We start from the raw sequence: 19,658 nt of genomic DNA, 5'->3' as shown, positions 1-19,658 counted from the left end.
ACTGCCAGATGCAGTGGCCGCCATTTTTGCGCTGACCCGGGTCCAAGCCTGCCGATTTGCCTATCCGCGCATGCGCGAGGCAAAACGGTGCAAATCGACGCGGTCACTGTCCATCATGACGAAGCCATAAGCCGGATAGTCGGAGACATTGGTTTTCGACACGCGCCGGTCGTCAATCTGCGTGAGCATATAGGCGAATGCGGGATTGAAGCGGCGCAGCGGCCATCCAGATTCTTCATGGAGCGCGGCTGCGCCGATGAAATCCTTCTTGTCCTTTACCAGATCCACGAGCGCCGCGGCATCGACGGCCGGATCCGTCTGAACCGCATGCGGATCAAACGTGAAGTACAGGTTGGGAGTCGTGGTGATGCGCGGGAGGCGCGGGCCGATGTACGACGTCGTCTTCACGAAGTCGTCCCTTGCGAGCTCGGCGACCGCAAAACCAAGTTCATCGATCGTGGCGTCCGGGAATGCGCCGATCAACTCGTCTTCAGGCACGAAATTGCTGTAGCCATGCGTGGACTCCTTCGACGCCCACAAACCTATCCTGATAGCCAGCGGGCTCAGTTCACCGATTTTCAACGGCGCAAGCTCTCTGGCCGCGGGCGCAACCACTGGCTTGCTTGTCACGTTCTCGACTGGCGGCTGCGCGCCATTCGCCAGCCAGCCATCGATGCCGTTGACGACCATTTGGGCTATCTCCGCGAATTGAAGAATATCATCGCCGACCAGCGGGACCGTCTCGCCCAGGCGGGCATCGGCCGCGTGCTCGGCAAAGGCGGCGTCCGCCACGCCAAGATTATGCCCGATGACATGACGCTTCTGGATATTGAGCGTCAGTACCGCCAGTTGGTCCGGCGACAGGGCGCCATACGGATCGAACGCGAACTCAGCGAAACGCTTCCGCCCGCGCTCGATGTTCTGAAATGCGTTTCCGACCGGCTTCACCTCGGGCGAGCTTTTCGGGCACGTTGCCACTCTATGATGATAGACGGTCTTCAGCGTGGCCTCGAAGGCGGTCAGCACATCCTCGTGCGCGTTGCCCAGCAAGCGATACGCCAATTCGCTCTGATCTTCGCCAAGGCTGTCAGCCAGCTTCACTTGGTCGCGGACCAGCGCGACCTCGCGGGCGAAGTGGAGATGGATGTTCGGCGCGCCGCAATCGGGACAGAAGAGCGAGATGGCGAACACGCCATAGTCGCGTCCGCACTCGTCGCAAACCAGTTCGCGCAAAAGATCGCTGCGCACGAAGCGGGGAACGGGCTTGGCGACCGGGCGCGGGCCCGTCTCGACCTTGATGAATTTACTGCCCGAAAATTCCCGCCCGAGATCCGCAAACATGTCATGGAATTGCGCCGCGGCGTCGGCATGAAACGCGTGCTCCACTAGCTTCAAGGCGGCGGCGCGATCGTCCGCGTGACTGAATTCATCATTTTCCGCGACGATGCCGCTGTAAGGGCAGACCGTCTCCGGAATACCCGGCTGGTGTGACATCCTCGGCGTCATGGTTTCAGGCAACGGAAAGCCGCCAACCCGTTGCCCCAGCACGAAGTGCCGCGGATGCGCATCTTCATTGGGTGAGTACCGATAGACCCGACCGTCAGGCGTTTGCGGCAGCGGGATGCTTAGCTGAAGCGTACTGCCCGTCTCCCCGGTCTGATATTTTTCAAGGTTGCGGAATCGCATACGCAAAAACTCCTGCTGGCTCGCCGGCGAGCCTATTGATTCACGTACGGAATCCCGCGCTTTCCCGGCCCTGGAGTCAATGGCCGATATCGGCAGTGGCGGTTATGGGTCAACGCACCACTGCGACGGGGTGACCGGTCATGCGCCAGCCCAGGCCGGGTTGCAGCCAAGGGCTATCCATCGGCCGCAAGGCCAAGAGGCAGCCTCGAAAATTGGTCTTCCGGACTGGCGAGAGCTATTCTCTGCTGTCTGACCAATGCCTTTTCGAGCCCTTATGGACGACCCCACCCAAACAACAGACCTTTCGCGCGAGCAGCAGGACACGACAGCCCTGGTTCGACGGCTGCTCGGCAAGCGTATCGCAGACCGTTATGTCGATTTCTGCCGGCTCGCGGCTGGCGGCTTGCCCTTGCGCGTCTCTGCCCCGCTTGCCGCGCATGCGCTGCGGGAGCTCGAATCCATTCTCCGGCAGACGCTCGATGTCCCGATGGATGTAACCATTCAGCCGACGGAGGAAGAGATTGAGAAACTGGAGGCAGCAAAAACAGCACTGCGGACGCTTGGATATGGTGACGACCTGGTGCTGCGCGCCTCAAACCAATTGAGGCCGCGCCTCAGTCACAAGGAAGAAATCGAGAAAATCGTCACGCGCCTCGACCTCGCACCGGACGGCGATATCGCACGGGCATGGAAGTCGATCTCGCAAGCCCACGGGCAGGCCCATGGGGGACGCGCGCTGCACCAGTCCACGACGGTCGATGACGCCTTTCGCGCCGCGTGGCAGGCCCCGTTCGATGTAGTGCTTCGCGGCCTGATGATTGCCCTCCAAGGAAAATATGCCGCCTTCATGCATAGGATTGACCAACTGGTGGCGATGCCGAACCGAAGCGCTGCGGTCACCAGCTTTTCCAAGGAGATCCCAGGCGCGCTGCCGTTGCTGTGGCATTTCTTCAACAAACTAGAAACGCCGGACTGGCTGCCGCATCTCATGCAGCGAAATCTGCTGACTGCGCCTCCGTCCGAGGAAGACGAGGCTTCCGGTAATGGCCTCCCTTTGCGCCAGTGGCCGGCGGGCCGCTACTTGCTTCACGTGGCAAAGACAGCCGACGAATCTGGCCGGGCGCAAGTCGCTGAAGCGCTCAAACGCGTCGCGTCTTCCAACCATCCGGATGTGCAAATGGCGGGCATGGAAATCATCGCCGCGCTACCCGCCGCTGAAGCCGCGGCTCTCGATGAGATAGCCGAGGGGTGGCTGACGCCAAAGGCGCGCTTCATCATGGCGAAGAGCCCGCACGATCTGATCCGGAATCTTGCAGCAGGCGGCCATGGCGATGAGGCGCTGCGGATCGCGCGGGCGCTGTTTCAGGTTTTTTCCGCGAATGGCCGTCTCGCCACGCTGTTCAGCCAACACATGTACGAGCATTTTCTGCCCGAGACCGTCCGCGCCATTGCTCCCGTTTGCAAACTGGAGGCCGTGCAATTGCTCGCTTGGCTGCTCGATCAAGCGCTCCGGGCGTCGGGTAAGGTGTCGAACGAGCCCCCGCACGACTATAGCTACTACCTGTCCGGCGGCGTGACGGAGCACGGCGTGAAGCACGACGTCATCGATGCTCTCGTCGGTGAGTTGATCCGTGCCGCAAAGCTGGTGATCGAAATCGAGCCATCGGAAACGGCCGATGTGATCGCCTGCATCAAAACCTATGGATGGAAACTTTGCATTCGCATCGCACTGCATGTGCTTTCGTTCGCGCCCGGCTCGGCGCCTGAGACCGCCCAAGCGCTTCTGGCGGACAAGGACCTCATCGACGCCACGTGGGCGCGACCGGAGTACGCGCAACTCGCGCGCAGTTGGTTTCCATCGCTACCACCCAAGGTCCAATCGGATATCCTCTCTTTCGTCGATGCTGTACCTGAGTGCTTCCGCGAACGGTTGAATAAGCGCTTCGAGGAGGTCGAGAAGCGACCGCCGACGGCCGAAGAGCAGAACGAGCGCGACGCCTACATCATCAGGGACATCATCTGGCATTGGCGCGATGTGGTGCCCGAGGGGCGGCGGCTGGCCGCCGAAAAGCTTGGCGACCCGGATGCATGGCGGTGTAGGTTTGATGAGCCCGATGTGAGCCCGTTCGCTGCACCTGATTTCTCTTCGCGTCCGATCGAAGAGATCGTGGCGTTCCTTCAAAGATGGCGACCGACCGCGGAAGAGAAACGCGAAACGACGACTGCGCTTGCTCAGCAACTGCGAGAGGCGGCCAATGCCAACCCGTTCCGCTATTCCAAAGATGCAGGAACGTTTGCCAGCCTGGCTCCAATCTATGTGCGGCGGCTGCTTGAGGGACTTTCACTCGCTTCGAACAATGCAAACAGCATCGCCTGGGCTGGTGTGTTCAACCTCATTGAGGCGATCACGCATTCGGATTTCCGATCCGGCGCAACTGGCATGGAAGGCGACGATCCCGACTGGTCCTGGGCCCGCAAAGCCGCCATCGACATGCTTATGTCCGGCCTCGGGCGGGGCAACGAGGGCATCGCCGCGGCCGACGCGTCGCGTCTTCAAAGTCTCATTCAGGCGCTTTACACAGGTGCGCCGCGCAAACCGGATTCCGATGACTTCGAAGAGAGCTATCGCCAATTCCCGTATCATGGCGCGCGAACGACGTCACGCGGCGCTGCCGTGCAGCTCGTCATGTACTTCCTGTTCTGGCTGAGTAAGACCAATGAAGCTGCGATCGGCCAACCGCCGCGCGGCATGATTGAGAAGCTGCCGGCAATCAGGCAGGTTCTGGAAACAGAGCTGGCCGATATGTCGGCCGATGGCCGCATTCCCCGCGCCATTCTTGGGCGGTTTCTCCAATGGCTTTTCTTCTTCGATGAAGACTGGCTCAAGGATCACCTTGGAGCGCTTTTCCCGGAGCAGTCGCGTACGCTCAGCGACGCGGCATGGCACGCGCACCTTGGCGCCGACAATGGCCCGGTGAGTGTCCTCGCTTGCGCGATGCAGCGCTGCTACGTGACCGAGATTGATACACTCAACGATCCTGACTACGCCCGCGACCAGCGGCATATAGATGACCGGCTCGCCGAGTATCTTGTCATTCTCTACATCGGCGATGCCTTGCCCAACGCGGTGTTCGAGCGCTTCTGGAATACGGCGCCTTCGCGTGCGCTTCAGCACGCCATGTGGTTTCTGGGCGTACAGCTCGAACTGTCGCCGAAGAAGTTGCCCGAGCCGCTTCGCGCTCGTGCGGTGTCGTACTGGGAGCGGCGCTTTGCCGCGGCCAAAGCGTCATCCACACCCGACAGCTTCCGCGAGGAAATCGGCGCGCTCGGACAATTCTTTTTCAGGAAGGGCATCTGCGATGAATGGCTTGTCGACCAAATGATCGCCGCGACTGAGGCCGGCTTTGCACCAAGCGATCTCTACAGTGTTCTCGACCGGCTGGCGAAGGCCTCGCCCAAGCTCCCGGAGCGAGCGGGGCGTGCGCTTGCCGCCCTCGTCAAATGCAAGCATGCCGACGCCTGGACGTATATGACGCAGGGCGCCAGCATGCGGGCCATCTTCGTCAACGGCCTCGCGGCAAATGCGCCAGAGATCACAAACCTCATCATGGAGGCAATCAATTACCTCGCTTCCATTGGTGACACGGGATATCTGGATCTCTTGCCGAAGCGTTCGTGAAAGGCATCGTTAGTCCGCTGCTTGATCAGGCGGAGCCACAGGCTCAGGCTGATCCCCCGGCCATTGCGCCGGCAGTTTGAGCAACGCCGACATCGGTTCGCCTTCGGTGCGGCGATACGTGCCGTCCACTATCTTGAACTCATCAATTCCGAAACCGGTTTCTAGCAGCGGTTTCGCGGCCGAAGGATTGGGGACCAGAACCCCGGTGCGGCCGGCAAAATTCCATGGATCTATTTGGCGAAACGCCATGACCCCGCTTAAGCCCGTGTTTTGCGGCTGCCCGTCGGGAGGGCCATACCAGATGCCGTCCGTCGCGCGACGCTCCTCCACCTTCTCCTCGCCGGAGGCCGTGCGCGAGATGCTAACATAAGGAGTGCCCAGCAAAGCATCGAACACGGCGTCTTCGCGCTGGTGATGACCTAGCGCATTGACCGCCACGAGGTATGGTCGGTCGAGCTTGCCGTAACGTGACGCCTTCTTCTTGAGGGCGCCGTGAACATCCTGGCTTGGCGCAATCTGCGTGACTGGAAAGTGGCGAACTCCGATGGCGCGTGCGTCGTCACCTGCCGGCCTGCTACGCGTCCAGGCTTTCAGCAAGATGGTCATTCCGTGATCTTCATACCGGAACCCGGGTGCATCCTTTGCCGTCTCATCCTTCGGCAGCCCGGCGATCCATGAACGCAACGCCCGTTTCAGTTTCTTCGTGGCGACGGGTGTAGATGGCAGGCCGTGCACGGTAAGATCCAGGAAGTGGTCCGGTGCAGGCGTTGCGTCGATTGCGGCCAGCGCGGTGTTAAGGCGCGCATGCGCCGCAGTCTCGCGTGTCGAACGGCCCGTGGCCATCACGCCTTCAAGGTAATATTGCTCACCGGCCGCGCTCTCGACGAGGAAGTCGGGAGATTTGTCTGTGTGATCGAGTTTCGGCTCGACGGCTAGAACTTTGCCGCCGCGCGCCACTACAAGATGATGCAAGAAGAGTTCGAAGAAGGCGCTTCGGTGCTCATCGTCAATCGACGACCGAAAGCGGCCGATCAGCGTCTTGCGGTGTTCGGCGGGGTACTCGGCAAACCACGCATCGATGAGTTCGCGCACGCGTCCGGCCTCCGGCCGGCCTGACCGGTTCAGATACGCAAACTGCGTGTCGTCGGGAAGCGGCAGCCCCAGGTCATCGCGCGTGATGGCGTCGAAAGCGCTTGGCGCCGGTGTGGCATCTTGCGGTGCTGCATCTGTTTCCGCCATGGTCCGCCCTGATGAAATTGCCGCAACACGTACTTCTACCATGAGCCACAGCATTACTGGACACGGATTGCGGAACCAATGAGTTCAAGATAGTGGACGGCATGTGCAGGTGCACCGAGGGCGAGCCCGAGGGCGCGTCCGTCGCTTCAGGCTATCAGCCAAATCGTCATTCCGTGCCATGAGCACCCGAGCGCGTTCTTCCCTTCTGGCATCATATTGTATTGGCGCGCGAGCGGTAGCGTTTTGGCCATCGAGCCGAAACCGGACCACGCAGATAAATCATCCGGCTTCTTTTGACTTGCTGCGATGAAGCCTCAGAGGATCACCGTACACGTGCATGGCCAAGGCCTTGGCTGGGTCAGCACCGAGTGCCTTCGCAACATGCTGGTTTGCCAGGAAGTTTGCTTCAATCAAAGTCATACCGGTCATCCAGTTATCAAGGAATGTCGGTAGCCACTGGTAGGTAACAACCGAATCCAGTGGCCAAGGCGATGCCACGACCGCTGAACAACCCTGATCGAGAATGGCCTTCGCCAGTCCTGTCGTGGTGACGGCGTCGGGCACCTTATCGGCCCGTCCACCACTGCAAACGAAGAGAACGACAACACCGACATTGCGGAGTGACGCTGCAAGTTCCCGACCGGTCGTGACAAGGCGCCCTTCATCGCTGACCCTCTGGAAAAAGCGTCCATCAAGACCAAGTCCGCCATGCGCGGTGACTATGACAAGCTCGGATTCGGCGAGATTACCTGGAATGACTGGCGCGGTATCAAGTCCGATCCCGTGTTTGTCGAGCGCCTCGCTTATTCGCGCCGCGATTGCAACGAAGGTCTGGCCGAGCCTGTCTTCTTGCGAAATCCAGGCGACCATTTGACCGTTGGTGGTGGGTGGATTTTCACGCGCCGCCTTTAGCCAAGAAAGCGAAGGCGCAGAGGCCATCGGTCTTTTCTGGCCCGCGAAATCGTCGCCTGTCCGAATGATGTTACTGGGCAGTTGCTGCAACTCTGCATCGGCAACCACGACGACAGGACCCTCTGGCAAAGCTGTAACGCGAAGCCGGTCGGTGGTGTTGTAGAATAAATTGACTGTCTTCTCGTCGATCCCGTAGCGAAAAGGAAACTCACTCGTCCAATCACGGTAAGCACTTACGGAGAAGACATCGCTCGGTTCTTTCGTAACGCTGCTATGCCTCTCAACCCAATCAATGCGCGTCAATTGGTGCTTGGCATCGACCCCCAACAAGACAACTGATATACGTTCCTGAGACAGGGCTTGCGCGATATCCGCTGCATCCTCGATCTTTACGAGGCGCGGAAGTGGTTTGGACGTGATTTGCCAACCTGGCGCTGGGATTGCTCTATCAGCGAGCATTTCCACAGCGAATGTCGATATGATCCCATCGTCCCTCGCAGCATCTGTGGCCAACAGACGATGCGCCGCGATGGCGGTAAAACGTGCATCGAAACCACTATCGTCCGCATAGCGCGCGCTCTCGATACTCCGATGGATGTTTAGGATGCCGTTCGCATCAGGCTGGCTCGATGCAAGACTAAGGGCTATCGCTGCGACCGGTTGACTTGTCTTTGGCAAAAGCCTCTCGAATAAATCGACAACAGATTTCGACACGTCCACGTTCGCTAACCGAGACCAGGCTATCAATTGGGCCAATAAGATCGCAGCTGGATCGACGGTATCGAAGCGATCGAGAGCTTGTTGCGCAGCCTGTGCCGCACGGTCCAAGAGGCTGGGAAGTCTCGCTTCAAGATCGTCGGACTGCCTTAATGCTTCTGTCACATCCAAGGACAAGGACATAAACTCATGCCGATGGGCATTGACCTTGGCCAATCCCATGCGCTCTAAAACTTCGCCTCCCTTAACGTGAATTTGCCTGGCCGTCGGTATCATACCAAGGTCTCTCAACAGACGTACCAACCCGTTGATCTCATGCCACGCCTCCTCGCTGGCCACGGCGGTGTCGCCGGCAGCCACGCACGCGAAGGCGATCAAGCTTTCGAGTTTATTTCCCAATCGCTGGTATATATCGGCGACGGCAAACCAGCTCATTCGCATCCGGGCCGAATTGTCTTGGCCCAACCTCAGTGCTTGCTCGGCCATGTCGCGGGCAAGTTGAACGCGTCCGGCGGTTGCAAAGCCACCGGCTGCGACGCGGATCATCGGAAGGTCGTGGTTTTTCGACGCTGTGTGGGCGTTGATCCCGATGCCGAGTCCAACCCACATCATCAAATGATTGACGTCGGCATCCTCTTGAATCTGAGCACTTGTATGCTGAATCATCCGCATGACCGCGGGTGCCAGTTTATCGGCAGGCTCCGTTAGCAGTTCTTTTGGCAGCACGATACGTTCGAGAGAGATCGGCGATTGTTCGGAAAGCCATCGGAACACTGGCTTGAGTGAATCAAATTTTGTCGAAAGTTCTTCAGCAGAAACGCCTTGCTCATCGTCTTCATCAATGAGATCGAGCGGCCGTCCCATGGAATCGAGAATTATTGCCGCGACCAAGGCTATGCCCAGCGTGCCCGTCACATCGAGCGACAACACATGAAGCAGGCGCGTGCGGGTATGAGTGTCGGTCGCATGGCTCGCTAAATATTGGATGACGCGGGCGATCGGGGACTTCAGTTCTTCAGATGAAACCCGGAGCTGGCCGTTCTCGTCACGATCGACTGCCAGCTCCTCGGCCACGTCAATGACCGATCGCGCGGTGATTGACGACACAATCGGTCGACGCGTCGCAATTTCCAGCGCGTGGATCGGCAAGCGGCGTAGCCGCGCATCACGTGTCAGGATGCTAATGATGTGCTGGACTTGGTCACCGAAACGTTTCGACAAACCCGCTTCGATCGCGGCATAGTCTGGAATTCCTTGTTTTGGCAACAATGCGGAAAGTTCGGTAAAGAGATCGCTCGTTCGCGCTTTCCCCTGGCTCTTCGCCAAAGCGGCAAGGCCATCGTAGTCTCCTGAACGGCCTAGCTGCCTCCAGGCCCGCTCCTGCAGGACCGCGTGTTCCGGAAATAGTGTTTCAAGGCGAGCGGCCGCTCGTGCTTCAAGATCCGGCTCTGAGATTTTGGCGGCTGTATCGACTGCAAGCGCAAGCCCTTCCACATTGTTTAGACCATCGATCGCAGGCTCAAGGAATTTGATAGATAGAAAGTCCGCTCCAGCGTCGGCTGCAATACGAGCCAACTTCGTGAGCACGAACGGACCGGTGGCATTGATGGGGTATCTCTCTAACTCTTCGAGAGCCTGGCCGTGCAAGCCGCCGCGATGAAACACCTGAACGCGCTGAAAGGCTTTTTCTTCCGGATTGAGATCGAGCGCTTCTATATCTCGAATGATGACGCCGATGCGCCCCTCCGCAATGAGCTGGTCCCATTTCGCGGTGTTATCACCCAGTATCGCTTCCGTGCTATCGAGCATTTCGCCCCCAAACAAGCCAATCTTGTCGAGCGATTTTAAGGTTTCGATATTCGTTGACCGTCTGGGGACGAACTCGCCCGTATCGAGCACGATGTAGGAATTCTTGCCACTCGTTATCGCAAGCAGATCAGCGCACAGAGATCGGACCTGCGGAACCCAAAAATCCTCGGGCAGACTTGTTCCGGCAGATACCGCCTCGACCTTCTGGTCGCGAAAACTGGCGGCGTCAAAGACAATGATCGCGCATCTTTCTGGAACGTCCCTGACAGCGTCTATCACCGACTGAGATCGTAGGTCGGGCAGTTCGATGAATCGAAATCGTTGGTCAGGATGGTCAGCTTCGGGCTGACGTAGTTCGTCTTTCTCAATTCCTGCGTCCAATTGGGCCTTTAAATGGTCCAATTGCCGGAGGGATCCAGGAGGTGTGATCACCACGATCTGGGTCAATGGCGACTTGTTCTGCTGATCATGAAATCCAAGAAGAAGAAGGATGAGCTTTCCGACGCGCGAGATTATCGATCCGCCGCCGATGCAGAATATGTCTCCTCCGCCGAAACCTAAGCCGTTTTCGCGATAGTAGATTTCCAGCGTGAGGTCGGCGGAGTTCGGTTGAGAATTTTCGCTTTTTTCAGCCATCTGGCGCCGGCTCCGGACGTATCACTATCGTGGGAAAATTTATTCATGCATTAATCGCCGCTGGAAGGGCTCGCTAAGTATTTCGAGATTACGGTTCGCTGCTTCTCTCAAGCGCTTGTAGGCGAGCGCATTGTGAGTGCGAAACTCACATGAACAGGCGGTATGGATAGACGTTCCGCGGCAAGTCCGCAACGTTCGCGCGAGGCGTTGAGAGTAGCGGATGCTGACTGGGACCGGATCGTAGAGAGCGTCATTATTCCAATCCATCTTGGTCAGCGCCAGCGCCTCGTGAGCTGTCAATTCAAGCGGCTGATGCGCAACCGTATCACCGAGGGCGTGGCGCCTGGCCGCAAAGCTTGGATACGTGCCATCGTCGACCGCATCGAGGTCGACCACGATCACTTCCGTATCTTCGGGCGGAAAGACGTTCTGGAACGGGCGATAATGGGCCCCGGTGCCTTTGTGCCGGGTGTTCGCACTTTTGTACCGAAGTGGCGCACCGAGCAGGATTCGAACTATCTGTACCACCCGATCTAGTATCCGGTTAGCTTCGGTTGTTGGGCCTGCGACATCGGATCAAGGTCGTAAGAGACCGAATTTAACCCCGTTAATCTGGACGATCATCCTCTTCAACGAGTTCGGCGGTAGTGATGGGAATGTCCCCACTCAGCATCTTCTCCTTACTGAGCAGGCCGGCGTCCTCGAGCATCTCGATATCCGGCAGATCCCGCAGCGTGTCGAACCCGAAGTGCGACAGGAATGCCTTGGTGGTCACGTAGGTATAGGGCGCGCCGGGCTGCGGGTTGCGCGGGCCGGCCGCGATGAACTCCAGACCGCGCAGGCGGCCGATCGTATCGCGACTGACCTCTTTGCCGAAGAACTGTGACAGCTCGCTGCGGGTGATCGGCTGGTAGTAGGCGATGCAGGCGAGGATTAGGTTTTCGGCCTGCGACAGGGACTTGTCCGCGCCGCCGCCGAGCGCGGTCCGGATCACGACGCCAAAACTCTTCCGGGTCCTGTGCTGCCATCCCCCGGCGACCGAGACCAGCTCGTAGGGCCGGCCGCGCAGTTCGTCGCGGATGTCCTCGATGACGCGATCGAGATTGCAGTCGCGCCCGACGACGCGCGCCAGCACCTCACGTGAGACCGGGCCGGGCGAAGCGAAAATCACCGCCTCGACCCGTCCCATCCATTCACGCCAGCGCAGCTCCGGAGGCAGGTCCGCCAGGTCGAGATCGAGATCCGCTTTTGCGCGCGCCCGCCGTCCCATCTCAGAGCCCGTACAATCGGAAGGTCGGCCGGCCAGTCAGCTCGCGCACGGCGCCGAGCGCCACCAGCCGCTCGAACAGCCGGCGCATGCTGCGGTCGCTGGCGGTCTTGCCGGCGCCGGCGGGCTGGGCATCCTCCATGATCAGGATCGCCACCATGGTGTCGGCGTCCTTGCCGCGCAGTTTTGGGGCCGCCGCCAGCAGACGATCGGCGCGGCGCACCAGGTCGACATAGAGATCGGCCGCATCTGCAGACGCGCGTGCATAGGCCAGGGCGCAGGCCCTCGGCCAGGCGTCGTCCGCCGCGCCGACCTTCGCCGCGGCGCGCAGATCGCCGCGGCGAATCTGACCCGCGATCAACGGCACCGCCATCGGCCATTTCAGAAGCTGGGCGAGCACCATGTCGGCGAGCCACAGCGCGAGCGGTTCGCTTTGCGGGACGAAGCGCAGGCTCGCCGCCGCGATCTCGGCGGCGGCCGCGACGGCATTGCGCTGCCCGGTTATCAGCTTGTCGGCCTGCGCCACGACGTCCTCGAGCGCGTCGCTGAAGTGCACCTCGAACAGCGCCGACAGCCGCAGGGTCCAGTCCTTCGACGCCATGGCGCTGCGCTCGCCGAGATGCCGCCAGGCTTTGAGGATGCGCCCGCCCGGGCCGGGATCGTCGTCTTCGCGGCGCAGATACCAGGCATCGCGCAGCGCCGCCTCATCCTCGGTGCGGCCGCCGTACCGCGCCAGCACTGCGGCATTCGACAGCGACAGCCGATGCCGCCACAACGATCCCAACGGGTGCTCGCTGCGCGCGATCGGATGGAGCGCGGCGAGCGCGGCGCCGGCGGAAAACATCGCATCATCAACGCTTTCGGACGTCACGCCTTGCCGCACCCAGCCCGGAAACGGCGGGAAGGTCGGCGGGGCATCGGGCATGAGTCGCGGGCGTGAGGTCATGTCCGAGGGTAATCCGGCACGGCGCTTTATGCCACATAATTTGGGAAAAACCGCCGCGCCTGTCGGCGAATAAAAATGTCCGATAATGTTGCATTATCGGACGTTTTTTCTCACTATAGCAAAATGAGCCCTGACGCCCCGCGCGACCCGAAAATCAGCCTCCAGGACGGCTCCCCGCCGCAAGAGAGCTCGGCGCGATCGACCGGAAAGAAGCCGGCCGAGGCGCCAGGGGGCCTCCCCTCCCCTCTTCCGGATGTCGCAACGAGCCTTCCGGCGCATCTGGAGCCGCTCGCAAACCGAGCGCGCGACTACATCAAGGCGTCGAGCGCCGAGAACACCCGCCGCGGCTATGGGGCGGACTGGCGCCACTACACGGCCTGGTGCCGGCGGCAGGCGCTCGACCCCCTGCCCCCAGCCGTCCAGACCATCGGGCTCTACATCACCGCCTGCGCGGCTGGAAAGGCCGGCCCGAAGCCTGACGCCGTATCGACGATTGAGCGCCGGTTGTCGGCCTTGAGCTGGCAGTTCCGCCAGCGCGGCGTCGCCTTTGATCGCCAGGATCGCCATGTCGCGACCGTTCTGGCGGGCATCCGCCGCACCCACGGCCGGCCACCGGTCAAGAAGGAGGCCGTGCTGCCCGAGGACATCATCGCCATGCTCGAGACGTTCGATCGCGGCAGCCTCCGGGGCTTGCGCGATCGTGCCATGCTGCTGCTCGGCTTCGCCGGCGGGCTTCGTCGCTCCGAGGTGGTTGGCCTCGATCTCGGACCTGAGCAGACCGAAGATGGCAGCGGCTGGATCGAGATCCTCAAGGGCGGCATCGTGGTCACCCTGCGCGGCAAGACCGGTTGGCGCGAGGTCGAAATCGGCCAGGGATCTTCGGACGCCACCTGCCCGGTTGTTGCCCTGCAGACCTGGCTCAAGCTCGCCCGGATCGGCCACGGACCGCTGTTCCGACGGGTCCGCGAGGCCGGAAAAGATGTCGGGCCGGACCGCCTGACCGACAAGCAGGTAGCGCGTCTGGTCAAATCCGCCGCCCTCGCCGCCGGTGTGCGCGCGGATCTGACGGAAGGCGATCGGCAAGGGAAGTTCTCCGGGCATTCGCTGCGTGCCGGCCTCGCCTCCTCTGCTGAGGTCGACGAGCGGTACGTCCAGAAGCAGCTCGGCCATGCCAGCGCCGAGCAGACCAGGGGTTATCAGCGTCGGCGGGACCGCTTCCGGGTGAACTTGACCAAGGCAGCCGGGCTATAGTTGGCGCAGTCGCGCCGAGCCATCCGCCTGGGACCCGAAGCCTTAGGGTTTTCCAGGCCCCCGCCGCCGACGCCTCCCGAACTCGATGGGCCCTGCCCGGCTTGGCTGGTCCAGTCGGATGAAGACTGTCCGGGACCGCTGAAGCGTGCGACGCACTATCGACAAAGCGTCGCGGCCGTAACTCATCCAATGGCGACCTTCACGGGGGTGAAGCCGATCGCTGTCACTATACCGCGCCCGCTTGATGGCGGGGTCAGTCTGTCCCCCCCCGCGATTCCGGTCTGCGGCTCGACCTCGGCTCTCGGCTAGGACCGCCCCGGCCCACCTTCTGAGCCTGCCGCGAGCTCGGCACTGGAGAGCTGTTCATTCCAGTCGATGGCGTCCGGCCAAAGCCTGAGAAAATTCGCCCCTGTTGCCGTAGCAATGTCTCTCAGCCGCGCTGCGTATGCGTCCCCTTGGTCGTTCGCGTCGGACGCCGCCACTAATTCAGCTCCTGGCCGGCTTGCCAGCATCTTCAGGGCTGTCTCGGCCGCCGGCGCCCAACCCCCGGCCGTGCTCGCGTACAGGGAGTCGGGCCGACAACCCTCGATGCCTGCAAGGCTCATCGCATCGATCGCGGCTTCCGTTACGCAGATTCGACGTGCCGACGTGCTTCCAAAAAGGAAGAGCGCTTTCGCTCCGCCCGTGGCGAAGCCGCGCCAACCAGGCCCCCTCTCCTCCCAGCCGACAAGCCGGCCATCTGTCTCCATATGCGCGGCCCATACCGAACCCCGAGGTCCTTCTCGCAAAATCCCAGCGCTGCTCGCTGCCGCGACGATGGACGATGGAAGGGCCCTCGCTTCTGTGAGGTAGCTCCATGCGGCAGAGCCGGGCGCCGGACGGGGCCGAGCCGACCAACGGCCCAAAACATCCGGAGGAGGAGCGCGGCGGGTTGTTCGCTGCCACGCCGGGTCAGAGGGCTGGAAGCCGATCAGCTCGGCAACCGCCTCGAGCGCCGCGGCAAAGCTTGGCGCACCGAGGTGTTCGGCCAACGAGACGACGTCCCCTTTCGCGTCCGACGTGGGTTCGAACCAGCCGCGGCCCTGATGGATGACGATAACGATCTGCCCCTCTCCGCGACGATACTTGACGGCTTTAGGGGTGCTCTCGCGCAAGTCGATCTTGAAGCCGGCCGCCTCCAGGACAGCGGAACATGGCACCTTGGCCTTGAGAACGGGGATATCGTAATGGGCCATGGCGCTAGCTCCACCGTTCCGGACGACCGATCAGACAGGGACCAGGGTTACAGCTGTTACCCCCCTCACCGAGCGCGTTGAAACAACGCCACTTTCCGGCCTCAAATCGAGCCAGCTCCTCTTCGCCAGTACGACGTGAAGGCCGGCGACGCGCAATAGTTACAGCTGTAACCCCCCGACCGCCGGTCATGGCTTACGCTCCAGGCTACGCTTCAACGCCCCATCGGCAAGCCCGAACAGGCTCTTCTCAAGATGCAGACTGCCTTCGACGCCGCGTTCCACCATCGCGCGGAAATAGCCCCCCGGGCTCGAAATCTGGTCCGGCTGCCGCAGTGCCTTTTCAAGCACGGTAGCGAGGATCGCAGCGGCGGCATAGCGCCCGACGCGACTCATGCCTTCGATCCACGCCGCCTCGGACAGTCCGATCATCACCCTCATGGCCTCGGCCGCGGCGGTCAATTCGGGCCAATTTCTGAACGGTCGTCCGGCAATCTCCGAGGCTTCAGGGCACGCGGCCCTGATCAGGCTAACCGACACCGATCCCAGAATTCGCGTTTGGATTTCGTCCGGTCCTCGCGCGCCCCCGGCTCCGACGCGTGATTGCGGAATCAGGTGGATGTCCGCAGACTTTCTTTCGGTTGATGGGGCGACCGCCGAGCGGTCGTCCTCTTCGGAATAAATTTCTCGCTCGTTAGAGCGAGGCCGTTCATTCTTACTTTCAAATGAGTTTTGAGGGGTTGTATTAATATTAGGAGCGACATCCATGTCACCCTCGCATGACATTTCAGTCGGAACGTACTCATCGGTGACTTCGGAGATGATCCTTTGATGCAGCCGATCGAGCGCCTCGGCTTCATCCTCATCAGTTAGCGCCTGCGCCCGGATCTCCTCCAGCGCCGCCTTCCAGGCCTCGGCCCTCTCTGGATAAGCATCACAAGCGTCAACAATCGCTCGAGAGAGCCGCGTGGTCGCCCGGCGGGCTTCCTGCTCGCTGTGCAGGCGGGCCTGGAAGTCATCGACCAGGCCCTTCAGCTCTTTGATCCGGACACGTGCTGGCGTGAAGTCGAGGCCATAGCCCTTATCGATGCCGCCTTCCTTGTCCCTGTAGACGAAGCGACGGCCGGTGGGACTGTCGCGGTAGGCGACGATTCCGGCTTCAACCAACCGCTTGATGCAGCGGGAAACCTGCCGCACGGAACGCGCGGTGTATTCGGCCAGCTTCGCGTTCGAGATCGCGACGATCGGGCGGTTGGCGCCCTTCCAGTCGTCGGACCGCGAGAGACCGATCAGGATATCCATGATGTGATAAGTCGATCCGTCGATCCCCAAGATAGGGGCGGCCTTCTTGAGGACGATGGCAACCTCCGCCTTCGTCACCTCCGGCACATCATTTGCCATCGCGAGACGAGCGCTCGCGAGAATGGCAGGTGTGACCCGCCGAAACGATGCAATCTCCGTAGCTTGGGCCATAGCCAGCCATTCCGCGGCTTTTGTGGCCGCAGCTCCATCATTCGCGTGGATGAAAAGCCAGCAAAATGGCGCACAACTTCACGCTCTGCCTGGAAAGCAGGGCTTGATTGTGCAAGCGCCTCGTCATAGAATCAGTTTGTCACTGCTGATGCTGACGGAGCGACACCGCTCTGTTGGCCAGGATTACAAGGGCTTGCCGATTGCCGTCGGTGAGCCCTTTTCCTTTGTGGATGTCACCTCATGGTGTGGCCCCTTCTTCTGAGCGCTTGAACTCCTCCACAAGGCTAGGCAGCCGCTCGATCAGCCACGCTGAGAGTCCCGGCGCCGGCGCATGCGGAATGGAAATCTGCGTCACTTTCGGCGTTCGCTTGGCCGTAATCGACAGCCCGTCGCCGACTTCAATTTCCTCGACGCGTGCTTCGGTTGACGGGGCAGGGCGGTCCAAGAGCCCAAGCACGCGTGCAAATCGTTCGTCAGACCCTAGCGATTGCCAATCCACGGAGGCCATCAGCCCGTTCACCGCAGAGTTCGCTGAGGCTGAAAGCTTCTGATCCTTGAAGAACGAACCCAGCTTCTCCCATTTTGGGCGGCCGATGGAGGGAGCGGGCCCGATCTTCCGGATCAGCTCCTCGGGAAGGGCGCCGGCGGTCGAGGTGAGAATCGAGATGTAGGGCAGACCTTTTTCTTCGCTGCGCCCTAATGCCTTCGCGATGGTCTCGCGCGTGAAGCCACGCTTCTTGAGTTCGATGGCAAAGAGCGCCTGCTCGATGAAGGAAAGGTTTTCCCGTTCGGTGTTCTCGATGCCCTGCGCGACCACCAACTGCTCGTCTGTGAGCGGCATGACGATGGCACGAACCGGAATTTCGAGGAGCTGGCACGCGCGCAAGCGGCGATGTCCGTAGGCGACCTGATAGACTCCGGCCTGATCGGGCATCGGGCGGACCAGGATGGGAAGCTTCTGGCCGTCTCTTCGAATACCTTCGACGAAGTCAGGAAAGTGCGGATTCCCTTCGATGTCGAGACGATCTCGAACGAAGGACGGGACGACTGACTTAGGGTCCAGTTCCACGGCGGCTTCCGCCGACTGGAGTTGCGCGCGCAGGCGCTCGTTCTCCGCCTCGACTGCCGAGAACGAAAGCTGCATCGACTTCACTGCGCCCGACATGCCCGACGGATTTGAGCGGGACTTGTCGTTCGAAGGGGAGGGGAGCTGCTTCTCAAGCGCAGCTCGATCAACATTGCCGAACAAGCTCTTCATCCGATTGGAGCGATCCTTGGCGTTCGTCATGTCCGGCCCCAAACGTGCTTGAGGTGGTTCAAAATTTCCTGATTGACCGCATCAACTGATTCAATCGCACGGCTGAGGGTGTCGCGTCCGACCGCTCCTCTCGCCATCTCGTAGAGGCTCTTCTTTTCGAGGCCCGCATTGGCGATGGCCGTCGTCTCGACAACGACAGGTGCGAGCACATCCTCGCCGAAAAGAGACCGCAGCAGCGCGACGATGTTCACCTGGGGGACATCGTGCGGATTATGGCGGGTCAGGACATATCGAACGAAATCGTGCTGCAGCTCGCCGCCAGCATCCTGGATGACATGCAGGATATCGCTCGTCATCTTGAGAAACTGGTTCATGCTCGACACGTCGAGCATCGCCGGATGCACGGTGACAAGCAGTGCTGTCGCGGCGAAGAGCGCACCCAAGGTCAAATATCCGAGCTGGGGCGGCGCATCGATCAAGACGACATCGTAATCGTCCTCGACGGTCCCGATGACCGACCGCAGCCGGCGGAAGAACATGGCTTCGCCGCGACCATCCCCACGGGCGATCGCCTGCGGCGTCTCATGTTCGTATTCCATGAGCTCGAGATTGCCCGGCACCAGATCGACGCCGTCGAAATAGGTCTTGCGGATCACGTCGCGGAGCGAAACGCGAAGGTCCTCGTCATATCGGATCGCGCCGTAAACGGTCTGATTCTCATCGACATCAAGCTCCGGCTGAAAACCGAACATGGTCGACAGTGATGCTTGTGGATCGAGATCGATGGCGAGCACGCGCAGACCCTGCAGCGCCAGGAAATGGGCCAGATGCACCGTCGTCGTCGTCTTCGCCGACCCGCCCTTGAAGTTGGCGATTGCGACGATCTGGAGCTTTTCTCCGGATCTGCGGCGCGGAAGGAAGTCGATCGCATCCTTCGGACGCTTCTTGGCAAGATGTTCGCGGATTTCGTTGATCTGTCCGAGCGTATACGCACGGCGCCGATTGTCCTTGCCGTGAAGCTCTGGCACGACACTCTCGCCATCGAGGGACATTTGCCGCAGTGTCGACTCGGCAATCCCCACCATCGCGGCCGCCTCGCGCGAGGTGAAGGTTTTGAGCGTCTTTTGTGCCTCCGGAGGATACAGTTGCGACCGGAGCGCCTGCAGCTGCGCGGCGAGGAGATGCGAATGCCGCGTGATCTTCGCGATCGACGCCTCGCTGTCGGCTCTGATTGCAACTGCAGCAGTCATCTGGCTCTCGACGGAATTTTTCCGATAATCGCTAAAAAAGCGTCGCCGGACGATTGCCCGATTCCTTCAATCGGTCAAACTTTATTTGGTTAACAGAACCTTAACGGCGGCAGCTGTCGAACGCCCGGCAGAACGCGATTCGCTCTCATTCGCCCAATGTTATCGCGGGTTTATCGCGTAGGCTCTCGCGCGCGAGGCCGCCCCTGTGGCACCCGTTATTCCTACAGTCCAGGCAAGAATTTTTCTGATCATTTCCAAGACCCAAGAACGGCATTTGAGATCTCACTGCGCGACTCAGTCGTT

General features: G+C 60.7%; 12 protein-coding genes. 3 read left to right on the top strand and 9 right to left on the bottom strand.

The window, feature by feature from the left end:
- Positions 1–60 precede the first annotated feature (60 nt).
- Complete coding sequence (locus QM712_RS16610) at positions 61–1,686, bottom strand: hypothetical protein (RefSeq protein ID WP_415024198.1); 1,626 nt, start codon at positions 1,684–1,686, stop codon at positions 61–63.
- A 274-nt stretch (positions 1,687–1,960) separates the two neighbouring features.
- Here QM712_RS16610 and QM712_RS16605 point away from each other — a divergent pair, with 274 nt between their 5' ends.
- Complete coding sequence (locus QM712_RS16605) at positions 1,961–5,365, top strand: hypothetical protein (protein WP_415024197.1); 3,405 nt, start codon at positions 1,961–1,963, stop codon at positions 5,363–5,365.
- A 9-nt stretch (positions 5,366–5,374) separates the two neighbouring features.
- On the opposite strand, the gene QM712_RS16600 is transcribed toward QM712_RS16605, so the two are convergent.
- Together QM712_RS16600 and QM712_RS16595 are read right to left on the bottom strand one after the other, a co-directional pair.
- Positions 5,375–6,658 carry a hypothetical protein gene (locus tag QM712_RS16600; protein ID WP_415024196.1) on the bottom strand — a complete coding sequence of 428 codons (1,284 nt, stop codon included), beginning with the start codon at positions 6,656–6,658 and terminating at the stop codon, positions 5,375–5,377.
- A 225-nt stretch (positions 6,659–6,883) separates the two neighbouring features.
- Positions 6,884–10,678, bottom strand: a complete 3,795-nt coding sequence (locus QM712_RS16595; RefSeq protein ID WP_415024195.1) for a CHAT domain-containing protein — start codon at positions 10,676–10,678, stop codon at positions 6,884–6,886.
- A 162-nt stretch (positions 10,679–10,840) separates the two neighbouring features.
- Here QM712_RS16595 and QM712_RS16590 point away from each other — a divergent pair, with 162 nt between their 5' ends.
- Positions 10,841–11,215 (top strand): hypothetical protein, encoded by a 375-nt coding sequence (locus tag QM712_RS16590; protein ID WP_415024194.1) that lies wholly within the window; start codon positions 10,841–10,843, stop codon positions 11,213–11,215.
- 70 nt (positions 11,216–11,285) lie between these two features.
- On the opposite strand, the gene scpB is transcribed toward QM712_RS16590, so the two are convergent.
- Positions 11,286–11,948 carry an SMC-Scp complex subunit ScpB gene (scpB, locus tag QM712_RS16585; RefSeq protein ID WP_415024193.1) on the bottom strand — a complete coding sequence of 221 codons (663 nt, stop codon included), beginning with the start codon at positions 11,946–11,948 and terminating at the stop codon, positions 11,286–11,288.
- Position 11,949: 1 nt separating this feature from the next.
- Positions 11,950–12,891: a DUF1403 family protein gene (locus QM712_RS16580; RefSeq protein WP_415024192.1), complete on the bottom strand. Its 942-nt coding sequence runs from the start codon at positions 12,889–12,891 to the stop codon at positions 11,950–11,952.
- 75 nt (positions 12,892–12,966) lie between these two features.
- Between QM712_RS16580 and QM712_RS16575 the strand changes: the two genes are divergently transcribed.
- Positions 12,967–14,142: a site-specific integrase gene (locus tag QM712_RS16575; RefSeq protein ID WP_415024191.1), complete on the top strand. Its 1,176-nt coding sequence runs from the start codon at positions 12,967–12,969 to the stop codon at positions 14,140–14,142.
- Positions 14,143–14,447: 305 nt separating this feature from the next.
- Here the strand turns inward: QM712_RS16575 and QM712_RS16570 are convergent, their stop codons facing one another.
- From QM712_RS16570 to repA, 4 genes are all read right to left on the bottom strand, one after another.
- Complete coding sequence (locus QM712_RS16570) at positions 14,448–15,377, bottom strand: DUF3991 domain-containing protein (RefSeq protein ID WP_415024190.1); 930 nt, start codon at positions 15,375–15,377, stop codon at positions 14,448–14,450.
- Between the two features lie 186 nt (positions 15,378–15,563).
- The gene (gene repC, locus QM712_RS16565) at positions 15,564–16,847 is read right to left on the bottom strand and encodes a plasmid replication protein RepC (RefSeq protein WP_415024189.1); all 1,284 of its coding nucleotides are present in this window, start codon (positions 16,845–16,847) and stop codon (positions 15,564–15,566) included.
- Positions 16,848–17,085: 238 nt separating this feature from the next.
- A complete protein-coding gene (repB, locus tag QM712_RS16560) occupies positions 17,086–18,147 on the bottom strand; it encodes a plasmid partitioning protein RepB (protein WP_415024188.1) in 1,062 nt (353 codons plus the stop codon).
- On the bottom strand, positions 18,132–19,355 hold the full coding sequence (repA, locus tag QM712_RS16555; RefSeq protein WP_415024187.1) for a plasmid partitioning protein RepA: 1,224 nt from the start codon (positions 19,353–19,355) through the stop codon (positions 18,132–18,134). The genes repB and repA overlap by 16 nt, the downstream gene beginning before the upstream one ends.
- Positions 19,356–19,658: the final 303 nt, after the last annotated feature.

Source organism: Bradyrhizobium sp. (genome assembly GCF_047605465.1).
Classification (GTDB): domain Bacteria; phylum Pseudomonadota; class Alphaproteobacteria; order Rhizobiales; family Xanthobacteraceae; genus Bradyrhizobium.
The sequence above is the reverse complement of the archived record's forward strand: the minus strand, read 5'-3'. Positions and strand labels throughout refer to the sequence as shown.